10 protein-coding genes and 3 pseudogenes are annotated in these 12,565 nt (G+C 69.3%); 3 read left to right on the top strand and 10 right to left on the bottom strand.

Annotated elements, in window-relative coordinates:
• The 8 genes and pseudogenes from BW737_RS12140 to BW737_RS12110 all read right to left on the bottom strand — a co-directional run.
• Nucleotides 1-191: pseudogene (locus BW737_RS12140) on the bottom strand (hypothetical protein); the annotation flags it as partial.
• Nucleotides 192-196: 5 nt separating this feature from the next.
• The gene (gene mltG / locus BW737_RS12135) at nt 197-1,228 is read right to left on the bottom strand and encodes an endolytic transglycosylase MltG (RefSeq protein WP_338063930.1); all 1,032 of its coding nucleotides are present in this window, start codon (nt 1,226-1,228) and stop codon (nt 197-199) included.
• Between the two features lie 196 nt (nt 1,229-1,424).
• Nucleotides 1,425-1,901, bottom strand: coding sequence for a Holliday junction resolvase RuvX (ruvX, locus tag BW737_RS12130; protein ID WP_086615976.1), 477 nt, complete (start codon nt 1,899-1,901; stop codon nt 1,425-1,427).
• A 29-nt stretch (nt 1,902-1,930) separates the two neighbouring features.
• Nucleotides 1,931-4,646: pseudogene (gene alaS / locus BW737_RS12125) on the bottom strand (alanine--tRNA ligase).
• Between the two features lie 146 nt (nt 4,647-4,792).
• Nucleotides 4,793-5,416, bottom strand: coding sequence for a 30S ribosomal protein S4 (rpsD, locus tag BW737_RS12120; RefSeq protein WP_086615977.1), 624 nt, complete (start codon nt 5,414-5,416; stop codon nt 4,793-4,795).
• 315 nt (nt 5,417-5,731) lie between these two features.
• Nucleotides 5,732-6,187 carry a TSUP family transporter gene (locus BW737_RS19565; RefSeq protein ID WP_338063929.1) on the bottom strand — a complete coding sequence of 152 codons (456 nt, stop codon included), beginning with the start codon at nt 6,185-6,187 and terminating at the stop codon, nt 5,732-5,734.
• Nucleotides 6,157-6,573: a sulfite exporter TauE/SafE family protein gene (locus tag BW737_RS19560; protein WP_338063928.1), complete on the bottom strand. Its 417-nt coding sequence runs from the start codon at nt 6,571-6,573 to the stop codon at nt 6,157-6,159. Before BW737_RS19560 ends, BW737_RS19565 begins: the two co-directional genes overlap by 31 nt.
• A 35-nt stretch (nt 6,574-6,608) precedes the next feature.
• Nucleotides 6,609-8,031, bottom strand: a pseudogene (locus BW737_RS12110) (replication-associated recombination protein A).
• Nucleotides 8,032-8,111: 80 nt separating this feature from the next.
• Between BW737_RS12110 and BW737_RS12105 the strand changes: the two are divergent.
• Together BW737_RS12105 and BW737_RS18705 are read left to right on the top strand one after the other, a co-directional pair.
• On the top strand, nt 8,112-9,890 hold the full coding sequence (locus BW737_RS12105; protein WP_257210803.1) for an MMPL family transporter: 1,779 nt from the start codon (nt 8,112-8,114) through the stop codon (nt 9,888-9,890).
• Nucleotides 9,842-10,459, top strand: coding sequence for an MMPL family transporter (locus BW737_RS18705; protein ID WP_257210802.1), 618 nt, complete (start codon nt 9,842-9,844; stop codon nt 10,457-10,459). Before BW737_RS12105 ends, BW737_RS18705 begins: the two co-directional genes overlap by 49 nt.
• 43 nt (nt 10,460-10,502) lie before the next feature.
• Here the strand turns inward: BW737_RS18705 and BW737_RS12100 are convergent, their stop codons facing one another.
• Both BW737_RS12100 and BW737_RS12095 read right to left on the bottom strand, forming a co-directional pair.
• On the bottom strand, nt 10,503-11,120 hold the full coding sequence (locus BW737_RS12100) for an L-threonylcarbamoyladenylate synthase (protein WP_086615978.1): 618 nt from the start codon (nt 11,118-11,120) through the stop codon (nt 10,503-10,505).
• A gap of 63 nt (nt 11,121-11,183) precedes the next feature.
• Entirely contained in the window at nt 11,184-11,342 is a 159-nt protein-coding gene (locus BW737_RS12095; protein WP_180272212.1) for a hypothetical protein, read from the bottom strand.
• Nucleotides 11,343-11,422: 80 nt separating this feature from the next.
• On the opposite strand from BW737_RS12095, the gene BW737_RS12090 reads away from it, so the two are divergent.
• Complete coding sequence (locus BW737_RS12090) at nt 11,423-12,496, top strand: DUF4232 domain-containing protein (protein ID WP_180272211.1); 1,074 nt, start codon at nt 11,423-11,425, stop codon at nt 12,494-12,496.
• Nucleotides 12,497-12,565 lie beyond the last annotated feature (69 nt).

Here is a 12,565-nt window from a genome sequence, read left to right as displayed (position 1 = left end):
CAGCTCCTCCAGCAGCGCCGGTAGGTCCGCGGGCGCGGTCTCCCGCCGCTCATACACCCATCATCCAGGCCGAGCGCACTGTAGGCGGAGCGGTGCAGCACCGGGGACAGCGAATGCGCCACCGGCGCACCGATGACGGCGGCCCGATGCCGGGGCAAGGCCGGCGATCTCGTCAACGGCGCGGCGCACATGGCATCTACTCTCCGTCCGTCGCCGCGGTCGCGCTGGGTGAGGCGGAGGCGCCCGAGCAGACCTCCGGGTTGTCCTCGCAGTACGCCGAAAGCTTCTCGGTGTTGGCCACCTGCTCGTCATGAGTGTTGGCGAACAGCGTCTCCCCGGTCTCCAGGTTGACGGTCACGAAGTACAGCCAGTCGCCTGCGGGCGGGTTCACGACCGCCTGAATGGCGGCCTCGCTGGGACTGCCGATCGGAGTGGGAGTCAGGCCGGCATGCTGGTAGGTGTTGTAGGCGTTGGAGTCGTCCGCGATCTCGTCGGCGGAGGGGATGCCGCCCGTGCGACCCAGGCCGTATAGGACGGTGGAGTCCATTTGCAGCATGCCCTTGGTCTCCCCGTCGGTGTCCGCGAGCCGGTTCTCGATGACGCGTGCAACCTGGCCGTAGTACTCGGCGTGGAAAACCTCCCGCTCCACGATCGAGGCCTTGATCAGCACGTCCTCATAGTCGGCCTCGTCCGCGCCGGCGTTGCTCAGGCGGGTGTTGGTGGTCGAGACCATGGAAGCGACCACGTCGGTGGCGGTGGCGTCCTCGGCTATGTCGTAGGTCGAGGGTGCCAGCCAGCCCTCCACGTCACCGCCCGCAGCCTCCGGCAAGCCGATGGCGTCGGTGTTTGCGAAGGCGGCCTCGACTTCGGCGTCGGTGTAACCGCCCACGCTCATGAGCCGTTCCTTGACCTCGGCCTTGGTGGCGCCCTCGGGGATGGTCAGCGTGTGGTCGGAGCGTGAGGACGGGTCCAGCAGCATGGCGACGGCGTTGACGGCGGACATGTGCGTCTTGAGCGTGTAGGTGCCGGCCTGGATATTGGCGGCATTGGAGTTGGCCGCGTAAGCGTTCTTGAAGGCTCCGGCAGTGGCAACCACGTCGGCGTCGGCGAGGATCTCGGCGATGTCTGCGCCGGTGGCGCCATCCGGGATGGTGACGACGACGTCGTCCTCTCCGGCGCCGGTGTAGTCGGCGACGGCGGTTTGCGTGGCCTGAGCGCCTCGGACCACGCCCAGGGCCTTGAAACCGACGAAGCGACCCCGGCAAGCACTACCGCCAGCACCACGGCGGTCAGCGCGTGGCGGCGACGCTTGCGGCGGCGCCGGTCGCGCTCGATGTGGCGGTCGCGGCGCCGGCGGGGGCCGGCGTCCGGCTGTTCGGCGTCGGCGTTGTCCACCCCGACTGCCGAGAAGAAGTCGTCCTCGGTCACTGTCTGCCTTCCTGGATGGGTGCGACCATCTCGCCGGCGGGTGCGTCGGTGGAGCGCTCCGTGGCGAGGGCCTGTTCAAGTATGACCACGGCGGCCGCCTGGTCGACAACACTGCGGAAGCTTTTCTCTCGCCGGCCGGACTCGTGCAGCTCCCGGTGAGCGGTTACGGTACTCAATCGCTCATCCACCAGCCGGACCGGCACGGGGGCGATCAACCCGGCGAGCGCCCGCGCCCAGCGGCGGGCATCGCGCGTGGAGGCGGAAGCGCCCCCGCTGAGGCTACGGGGCAGCCCGACGATCACCTCAAGGGCGTCATGGTCGGCCACCAGGTCGGCGGCCTCCTCCAGGTCGGCGCCGTAGCGGTCGCGCCGCAGGGTGACCAGCGGCACCGCGAGAATAGCGTCGGCGTCGCAGCGGGCGACACCCACCCGCACCTTGCCGACATCGAAGGCCAGCCGAACCCCGGTCCTCACCGTATCCTCCCAGCCCGGTGCCTGTGGGCTCAGGCCAGGGCGGCCGTGATGGCGGCCAACGCGGCAGGAATGGCGGCGGGGTCCTGGCCGCCGCCCTGGGCGACGTCGTCCTTGCCGCCACCGCCACCGCCGAGCGTCGTTGCGGCGGTGCGTACGAGCGCGCCGGCCCGGGCGCCCTGGGTGCGCGCGGCGGGGTTGGTGGCGACGACGATGAGCGGGCGCCCATTCGCCTCTCCGGCTAGGGCGACGACGACCGCATCGGACTCGGGCAGGCGTCCGCGCACGTCCAGGGCGAGGCTGCGCAGCGCGTCCGCGGAGCCGACCGTGCCGAGCGAGGCGCTGGCCAACAGGTAGTCGCCGGTGTGGGCGGCGGCACTTGCAATCTCGCCCGCCCGGGCCGTTAGAGCGGCCTGCTCCGCAGCGGCCAGCTTCTTCTCGGCGTCCTTCAGACGCGCCAGTAGGCTCTCAACCCGGCCGGGCAACTCCTCGGGGCGGCCACCGACCAGGGTGGACAACTGTGAAACGAGCGCATGCTCCTTGCGCTGGAAGCCGTAGGCAGAGTCAGCCACCAGCGCGTCAATACGGCGCACGCCGGAGCCGATCGACCCCTCCCCCAGCAGGGCGATGCGGCCGATGTGGCCGGTGGAGGGCACGTGGGTGCCACCGCACAGCTCCCGGTCGAAGCCGTCACCGATGGTGACCACCCGCACCTGCTTGCCGTACTTCTCCCCGAACAGGGCGATCGCGCCGGAGGCGCGGGCCTCCTCCAGGCCCATTATCTCGGTGGTGACCGGCAGGTTCTCGGCAACCTTGTCATTGACCAGTGCCTCGATGTCGTCCATCTGGCCTCCGGAGAGGGGCGAACCGTGCCGGAAGTCGAAGCGCAGCCGGGCGGGCGAGTTCTCGCTGCCCGCCTGTGCGGCGTCGGGCGAGACAACGTTACGCAGCCCCGCGTAAACCATGTGGGTGGAGGTGTGCGCACGGGCGATCGCCAGGCGGCGCACGGTGTCGATCTCGGCGTAGGCGCGCTCGCCCACCGCGGCCGTGCCCTCGGTGAGGGTGCCGCGGTGCACGGACAGGCCCCGGATAGGCGCCTGGACGTCGTGTACCTCGATGACGCCGCCGTCAGCCAGGCGAATGGTGCCGTGGTCGGCCAGTTGGCCGCCCATTTCGGCGTAGAAGGGGGTGCGGTCCAGGATGACCTCCACCTCGGCCGGGGCGGTCGCCACCGGGGCGGGCATGCCGTCGACCAGCAGGCCGGTGACGGAGGCGTCGGCGGCCGACTCGGTGTAGCCGAGGAACTCGGATCCTCCGCCCATCTGCTTCTCGATGTCCTGGAAGACGCGCACGTCGGTGTGGCCTGCCTTCTTGGCGCGTGCGTCCGCCCGGGCGCGCTCCTTCTGCTCCTCCATGAGGGTGCGGAAGGTCGCCTCGTCCACGTCAACTCCCTGCTCGGCGGCCATCTCCAGGGTCAGGTCGATGGGGAAGCCGTAGGTGTCGTGCAGTTCGAAGGCCGCCTTGCCGGGCACGACCGGGCGGCCGCCGCGGCCCGATGCGGAGGACTCCTGCTTCGCGGAGGCGACGGCGGTGTCCAGAATGGTGGTGCCCGCAGCCAGGGTGCGGCGGAAGGCCTCCTCCTCCGCGTAGGCGACGTCGGAAATGGTCGCCCAACCGGTCTCAAGCTCCGGGTAGGAGGCCTTCATGGCGTCCTTGGAGGCGGTCAGCAGGGTCGGCAGAGTGGCGTCGCTGACCCCGAGCAGGCGCATGGAGCGTACGGCACGACGGATCAGGCGGCGCAACACGTAGCCGCGGCCGTCGTTGCCGGGCCGCACGCCGTCGCCAATGAGCATCAGGCGGAGCGGACGTGGTCGGCCACGACCCGCAGGCGCACATCGTCGAGGTAGGCGTCTCCGGCCTCCGGGCCCGCGGCGCCCCGACCGTAGGTCTTGCCACTCATGGCCTCGGCGGCGGCGATGACAGGGTAAACCTCGTCGATCTCGTACATGTTGGGCTTGTCCTGCATGATGAACGCCAGGCGTTCCAGGCCCAGGCCGGTGTCGATCGCGGTCTGGTCCAACTTGCCGATCAGCTCGAAGTCGTGACCCTCGCCCTCACCACGGATGAACTCGTCGAAGACCAGGTTCCAGATCTCCAGGAAGCGGTCGCCGGCGGTGTCCGCGATCGGGCCGCCGTCGGGGCCATAGGCGGGGCCGCGGTCGTAGTGGATCTCGCAGCAGGCACCGGCAGGGCCGGGTTGCCCGGTGGACCAGGAGATCTCCGCGAAGGGCAGCAGTTGCACGCGCTCGGCGGGCACGCCGATCACACGGTCCAGTGGTCGAGGGAGACCTGGTCCTCCTCCCAAATGGTCATCCACAGCCGGTCCCCGTCCAGGCCGTATTTGCCCTCCTCGCGACTGCCGGTGAGCAGATCCCAGGCATAGTCGATGGCGCCTTCCTTGAAGTAGTCGCCGAAGGAGAAGTTGCCGTTCATCTGGAAGAACGTGCCGTGGCGGGTCGTGCGGCCCACGTTGTCGATGTCATTGGTGCGGATGCACTTCTGCACGGAGGCGGCGCGCGGCCAGGGGGCCTTCTCGGTGCCCAGGATGTAGGGGATGAAGGGCACCATGCCGGCCACGGTGAACAGGATGGATGGCTCGGGGGATACCAGGGATACGGAGGGGCGGATCTCGTGATCGTTCGCGGCGAAGTAGTCGAGCCAGCGTGAGCGAATCTCTGAGGTGCGCATGAGATGCCTCGTCCTGTTCGTTTCGGGTCGGGCGTGCGCGGCGCACGCCGGTGGGTGGGAGAACCGGGGCGAGACTACCCCGGAACGCTGGGGACGCCCCGAACCGGTATGCGGTCCGGGGCGTCCCGGCGTCGTGAAGAGCCAGATCAGCGCGAGTAGTACTCGACGACCATCTGCACGTCGCAGGTCACCGGGACCTCTTCGCGCTTGGGGCGCCGCACGAGCTGTGCCTGCAGCTTCTCCAGCTCGACGCTCAGGTAGTCGGGCACGGGCGGCAGCACGTCACGGTGGGTGCCGGCCGCAGCGACCTGGAAGGGCACCATCACCTGGGAGCGCGGGCGCACCTGAATGGTCTGGCCGGGCTTGACGCGGAAGGAGGGGCGGTCCACGACCTTCCCGTCAACCATAATGTGGCGGTGCACGACGCTCTGGCGGGCCTGGGCGATGGTGCGGGCGAAGCCGGCGCGCAGGACGAGGGCGTCCAGGCGCATTTCCAGCAGCTCGACCAGGGATTCACCGGTCAGGCCCTTCTCGCGGCGGGCCTCCTCGAAGACCTTCTGCAGCTGGGCCTCGCGGATGCCGTACTGGGCGCGCAGACGCTGCTTCTCCTTCAGGCGGACGGCGTAGTCGGACTCGGTGCGGCGACGGGCGCGGCCGTGCTCGCCGGGGCCGTAGGGGCGCTTCTCGAAGTAGCGGACGGCCTTGGGGGTAAGCGGAATGCCGAGGGCGCGAGAGAGGCGCACCTGGCGGCGGGAGCGTGAAGAGCTCATGGACTTCTTCCTGTCGGATTGGTTCGCACACCGTGGGCGGGTGCCCAGGTGCGGGGTCAGCCGTGCCGGCCAAGACCCCAGGAGTGCCCGGACGCGCGCTGGTCGCGCTGACGCCGCGGGCAACCCGGAAACATTAGCGCGGCGGCGGTAGAAGATGCACGTTGAAGCCGCCGGTTGTGAGCCGCTCCTCACCCCCACACGTACGGGCTTGGCTCTCACGGACGCATTCGGCTCTCACGGACGAGTTTTGGAGGTATACGACGGTTAGTCGCGGGGAGAGCTCCAAAACGCGTACGTGAGGCGGAAAGTCGTACGTCAGGCGGTACGTCGGGCGCGCAGCAGGGTGGAGATGATCACGTACACCAGGAACAGGCTGAACAGGATCGATCCCGTACGCGGGCTGACCAGGCCCGCGACGACGCTCCCCAACGGAGAGGCGGCGGCCGACGCCACTCCGACGACGATCCCCACCCGCACGTCGGCCACGCCGTGGCGCAGGTTGGTTACGGTTCCCGAGAGTGCGGTTGGAAGCATCACCACCAGGGAGGTGCCTCGGGCCAGCAGGTCGCCGATACCCACCGCGAGCTGGGTGCCGGGCACGATCACGGCGCCGCCGCCCACGCCGACGAGCCCGGACAGGATCCCTGCCAGCAGGCCTACCCCCACCAGGGCCGCGCCGCTGACGGGAGTGAGACTCAGGCCGGCGTCGCGTACCGGCACCATGACCTGCTGGGAGATGATTACGAAGACCGCGAAAGCACGAAGATCCACGGCAGGATCCGGGCCGGGAGGGTACGCAGCAGGCGCACCCCGATCTGCGCACCGATCAGGGAGCCGATGATCAGGAAGACGGCGGCCACGAGGGAGACCTGCCCCTGCACGCCGTAGGAGACTGCGCCCACAATCGAGGTCGGCACAATGGCAACCAGAGAGGTGGCGGCGGCGTGGCGCTGGTCCATGCCGGCGAAGGCCATCAGCGCCGGCACGATCACCAGTCCCCCGCCTACACCGAACAGCCCCGCCAGGAAGCCGGCGCCCAGTCCCATGAGCACGATCGCCGGCCAGCGGCGCTTCGACGGGGACGACGGGGCCAGCGCATGAGGCTGGCCATTGGTGGACTCGGGTATGGGGGCTTCGGCGTTGGGGATTGCACTCACCCGCCGACCCTATCCCCGCCCGCAGTCTCCCTCGCCTATCCCGGCTCCTGGTCGCGGCCGCGGGTAATGCGGCGGATGGCCGCCAGCCGCCGGCCCAGCTGCTCCTCGAAGCCATTTGCGGTCGGCCGGTAATACCTGGCGCCGGCCAACTCGTCGGGCAGGTACTGCTGGGCGACGACGCCGTGGGGGAAGTCGTGCGGGTAGCGATAGCCGACCCCATGGCCGAGGCGCTGAGCGCCCGCGTAGTGGGCGTCGCGCAGGTGTGCGGGGACCTGCCCGCCGCGGCCGGCGCGCACGTCCGCGGCGGCCTCTCCTATGCCGACCGTCACCGCATTGGACTTGGGCGCGGTAGCCACCGCCAGCGCCGCCTCGGCCAGTACCAGTTGTGCCTCGGGCATGCCGATCAGAGCGACCGCCTGCTGCGCGGCCACGGCCGTGGACAGCACGCTGGGATCGGCCAGGCCCACATCCTCGGCCGCATGGATGGTGATGCGCCGCGCGATGTAGCGCGGGTCCTCTCCCGCCGCGAGCATGCGGGCCAGGTAGTGCAGGGTGGCATCGGGGTCGGATCCGCGCATGGACTTGATGAAGGCGCTGATGACGTCGTAGTGCTGGTCGCCCTGCCGGTCGTAGCGGACCGCGGCGACGTCGGCGGCCCGCTCGACGTCGGCCAGCGTGATCTGCGGCGCGGACGACTCCGCAGCACCCCCTGCCCCGGCCTCGCGTCGGGCGCCGGCGTGGCTGCCAGTACCGCGCCGGCGGCCGCCTCGAGCACGGTCAGGGCCTTGCGCGCATCCGAGCCGGCCATGCGCACGATCTGCTCGCGGGCGTCGTCCTCCAGCGTCACCGCGCCACCCAGGCCGCGCGTATCGACCAGCGCCCGATCCAGCAGGGTGCTTACGGCGTCGGCCTCCAGCGGGTGCAGCGTCAGCAGCAGTGAGCGGGACAGCAGGGGCGAAACCACCGAGAAGGATGGGTTCTCGGTGGTGGCGGCCATGAGCGTGACCCAACGGTTCTCCACGCTGGGCAGCAGCGCGTCCTGCTGCGAGCGGGAGAAGCGGTGCACCTCGTCAACGAACAGGACCGTCTCCTCCCCGGCGGCCAGGCGCCGGCGGCGTCGGTGACCACCTGGCGGACGTCCTTCACCCCCGCGGTGACGGCGGACAGCTCCACGAAGCGGCGCCCCGAGCCGCGCGCCACCAGATAGGCCAGCGTGGTCTTGCCGGTACCCGGTGGGCCCCACAGAATCACGCTGGACACGCCCGCACCCGCCGCCGGTCCGCCCGACCCGGCGGCGGGCTCCACCAGGCGACGCAGCGGAGAGCCGGGGGCGAGCAGGTGATCCTGGCCGACCACCTCGTCCAGCGTGCGCGGCCGCATCCGCACGGCCAGTGGCGCATGGGCGTCTCCGGGCAGGCCGACGGCGTCGGTTCCGGCGCTCTCAAACAGATCCGTCATGTGCACGATTCAACACCCGTTTCGTCTCCGCCCGAGTGCCGGGCCCACCCAGCGCCCGGCGGTCTGCCAGACTAGGGCGCATGCTTGCCTGGCTTTCTCGCCGCGTCATCAAAGATGCCTGGATCATCGTCGGTGCGTGGATGCTGCTCGCCGTCGCGCTCCTGATCGCTTCCGTGACGGGTCTGGGCGGCAACAACCTGTTCGAGCGGGCGGCCGCGGGGAGCACCGCGATTGCCGGCACCAACAGCGCCGAGGGCGAGCAGATTCTGGACACGCTGTCGGGCGACGCCGAGACGGTGACGCTGCTGGTCACCGACATCGATATCTCCGACACCGTCACTCAGCAGGCGGTCGCCGACGCGTTGGAGAACGCGCACGCGGACCTGCGTGCGCTGGTGGGCGAGCAGAACGTGATCGATCCCTTTGTGGTCCCCGGCATGCTGCATGAGCCCGCCGCACAGATGCTGGCTGCCACCGACCTCGACGGCTTCCTGCTGGTGGTCACCGTTGACCCCAACGGGGACGCGGTCGCCGATGCGAACGATAAGCGGTACGCCGCACAGGTGGCCGAGCTGGTCGACCGGGTCGAGGCCCGCCTGGAGCAGGTCCCGGACGAGCTGAGCAGCATAGAGCCCGGTGTGCGCGGAATCGTCTCGGACGATGTGCTCATGGCCGCTGCCGTAAACGATCAGGTGCGCGCCGACCTGGTTCGGGGCGAATTGATCACCCTGCCGCTGGCGCTGGTCATCATGGTGCTGGTCTTCGGCGGCTTCCTGGCCGCCGGCATGCCGCTGATCGGTGCACTGGTCTCTATCGCGTGCACCATGGGAGTGCTGTACTTCCTGAGCGTGGGCGTGGACCTGCAATCCTTCGTCATCAACATTGTCACGGTAATCAGCCTGGGACTGTCGATCGACTATGGGCTGCTGATCACCTCCCGCTACCGGGAGGAGCTTGCTCGTTCCCACCAGGCTGCGGGCGCCGAGGCCGGGGTGCGCCTGCGTCGCCGCCGTCGCGGTGGGCGGCGCGACCCGCGCCTGGCGGACTGTCTCACCACCACGCTGGCCACGGCCGGCCACACGGTGCTGTTCTCGGCGCTGACGGTGTCCGCCTGCATGCTCGGTCTGGTGCTGATGGGACCGGTGGTGCTGCGGTCCATCGGCATCGCCTGCTTGGCGTCCTGCCTGATCGCGGTGGCGGCGGCCATCACCCTGGTGCCCGCCATGCTGGTGCTGCTGGGACGGCACATGCTGCGTCCGTCGCTGCTGCAGCGGATTCCCGTGCTCGGATACCTGCAGCGGCACCTGGGGGACGTAACCAGTGAGCGTGGGGTATTCCGGTGGATCGCCCGGCAGGTGCAACGCATGGCGTGGGTGGTGCTGGTGGCCTGCGTGGTGGCGCTGGTGGTACTGGCCTCCCCGGCCCGCAATCTTCATCTGCTCTCCTCCACCACCGAGTTGCTGCCCGCCGACTCCGATCAGCGCACCTATCTGACCGTCCTGGACGAGGACTACGCGGCCGTCACCCAGCAGGACGCCACCTTGATCATCGCCGCCACCGGCGACCGGGTAACCGACTTCATCAACGAGCAGGTGGCCGGGGTTGACGGCGTGCAGGAGGTGCTGCAGGTGGCCACCGCCGGCGACTACACCGTGGTCTATCTGGACCTGGCCGGCGATCCGACTTCCCGCGCCGCCGAGGACGCGGTCGCCTCCATCCGAGCGCTGCCTGCGCCCGCCGACACCTGGACCACCGGGCAGGCGGCCAGTCAGTTGGACTTCCGCCAGTCACTGCGGGCGTCCCTGCCTGGGTGGGCACGTTCATCGTGCTGGTTACCTTCGTGCTGCTGTTCCTCATGACGGGCTCCCTACTGGTGCCGCTCAAGGCGCTGGTGATTAACCTGCTGTCACTGGCCGCCTCCGTGGGCGTGCTGACCTGGGTGTTCCAAGAGGGGCACTTGACCGGGCTGCTCGGCTTCGCCCCCATCGGCGGGGTGGAGGCCTATGTGGTGGTCACGGCCGTGGGCGTCGGCTTCGGACTGGCCATGGACTATGAGGTCTTCCTGCTGGGGCGGATCAAGGAGTACTGGGACGCCGGCGCGGACAACGACACGGCGGTGGCCAAGGGCTTGCAGCGTTCGGGTCGCATCGTCACCTTCGCCGCGCTGATCATGGTGGTGGTGTTCCTCGGCTTTGTCAGCGGCGAGTTGCTGATCGTCAAGGAGGTCGGGCTGGCGCTGGCGATCGTGGTGGCCCTGGATGCAACCGTGGTGCGCATGCTGTTGGTACCGGCGACCATGACCCTGCTCGGTCGCTGGAACTGGTGGGCACCGGCGCCGCTGAAGCGGGTCTATGCCCGCTACGGGCTGGTAGACGGCCCCGCTCTCCAAGGCGTGCCGTCGGCGTCTGCCCCGGGGGAGCCCCGATAGCCGTACCCGTTTCGGCAGGCACGCCTGCGGCGCGCGGTCCCGGCTACAGCAGGCTGATGTCCCCGGCGCCCTCGCGAGCCACCTCCGGCACGTCCTCCGTTAGGTCAATGACCGTGGTCGGCTCGGTGGAGGTGACCGGCCCCTCGATGACCACGTCGATCAGGTGGCCGAGCGCATCCTCAATCTCCCAGCCATTGGACTCCGGAATGGTCTGTCCGGGGCGGATGAGGGTGGAGGAAAGGATCGGGGCACCGAACTCCTTCACCAGCGCCTGGGCGATGACGTGGTCGGGAATGCGCACACCCAGGGTGTGCTTCTTGGGGTTCAGCGTCATCCGCGGCACCTCCTTGGTGCCCTTGAGGATGAAGGTCCACGGCCCGGGCGTGAGCCGCTTGATCAGCCGGAAGGCGTTGTTGCCGACGATCGCAAGCGGGCCGACCTGGGCGAAGTCGGCGCACACGAAGGTGAAGTTGTGCTTGGAGTCCAGCTGACGGATGGTGCGGATGCGCTCCAGCCCCTCCTTGTTGCCGGGCGCGCAGGCGAGCGCGTAGCCGGAGTCGGTGGGATAGGCGATGAGCTCACCGTTCCGTAGTCTGTCGACGACCTTGGTGACCAGTCGTGCCTGGGGGTTGACGGGGTGCAACTCGATGTAGCGGGACATGCGGCATATTGTTCCACGTATCACGTCGTCTTGTTCCGCGCCACACTGCACGTGTGGGTTCGCTCAGCCGTGTCCGCGCTGGGATGCGCTCTGCGTCGTGCCGGCCTCGGCCAGGACGCCGGATGCCCAGCCTGCCAGGGCGGCCATCAGGCCGTAGGCGGTAATGGCCGTTGCCGCCTGGGCGGCGGCAAAGCCGAGGCAGACGAGGTACTTCGGCAGCAAGGTCAGCTCGAAGCCGTCACCGGTCGTGGATACGGCGATGGCGACCAGCCCGGTAGCATCGAACGCAGCTGTTTGAGGGGGTGCTCGTCTTGCGCGGCTTCGAACCCAACCCGGGTGCGTCACAAGACGCTCGTCGCACCCGCGGGCCCTGGTGGTGGCGGGCGCTCACCTGGCCATGGCGGCACTGGCTAGCCCTCGTGGCGCACCTGGCCGGGATTGCGGCCACGCTGCTGACGCCGTTTACCTTTCTGTGGGCCGGTCTGAGCTGGCCGACGACCGCCTTCGAGCCCGAGGACGCCAACTACCGGTGCGCCTACCTGCTGGAGCAGCCGGTGGTAGCCGTCCAGGCCCACGAGGCTTGGTTCTTCTCCTCGTGCGACATCCTCACTTCCGGCGGCGACGTGCTGGAGCGGGTGCCCATGAGTCCGGGCTGGTGGCCCTGGGCGGCTGGAGGCCTCGTTCTCCTGAGTGCGAGTGCCGTGGTACTGGCGCTGGTGGCTCTCGGTCTACGGCACGGCAGGCACCGACCGCTCGCCCGCGTGCTGGTGGTATTGGCGCTGGTGATCGTCCTGGCCACCCCACGTGGCCTCGCCTGGCTGGACCAGCACGCCGAGTCTCCTGATGCCACCGCCTTGGCTCGCGCCCAGGAAATGACTATCCCCGAGCTCGCCAGCAACGGCGACGTCGTGCCCATCTCCACCTCGGTTCAGGAGTGCGACCCTAGGGAGCTGAGCTACTGGCACGTTTGGAACTATGCCGCACTGGGCGGACACGTCACCGCTGGAATCGCCGTACAGAACGACTCCAAGGCCGCTTGCCTGGTATCCGGCTGGCCCGACGTCGTCGTGCTTGACGGGCAGGACCAGGAGCTGGATATCTCGGTGCTGCATGTAGACGACCAGGAATCGACCTCGCCGAGCGGTCAGGACCCGCCGGCGATAGAAATCGGTCCGCGCGTACGGGCGGTCGCCACCCTGCGGTGGGACAACGATCAGACCCGTCCCACCGGCACCCACCTGGCGGTAACGACCGCACTCGGCCGCCAGGCAGTCACTAAGGACCCCGACCCCAGGTACAAGGAATGGGGCACTGCCCAGGACCTGACGATCCCCGAAGGTCATCTCGTCCTGGTCTCCCCGTGGGAGCATGAGTAGCCGCACCGCCGCCGACTGCGTCTTACGACCCCCGGGTGCATTCCACGACCACCCCAGGGTCGTGGAATG

The sequence above is a fragment of the Actinomyces ruminis genome (genome assembly GCF_002154335.2).
GTDB lineage: Bacteria > Actinomycetota > Actinomycetes > Actinomycetales > Actinomycetaceae > Actinomyces > Actinomyces ruminis.
This window is presented reverse-complemented; position numbering and strand designations above follow the sequence as displayed.

Coding starts and splice junctions, on each gene's coding strand:
- BW737_RS12105 (WP_257210803.1), top strand. CDS start 8,112: ATGCTTGCCTGGCTTTCTCGCCGCGTCATCAAAGATGCCTGGATCATC.
- rpsD (WP_086615977.1), bottom strand. CDS start 5,416: ATGAGCTCTTCACGCTCCCGCCGCCAGGTGCGCCTCTCTCGCGCCCTC.
- BW737_RS12100 (WP_086615978.1), bottom strand. CDS start 11,120: ATGTCCCGCTACATCGAGTTGCACCCCGTCAACCCCCAGGCACGACTG.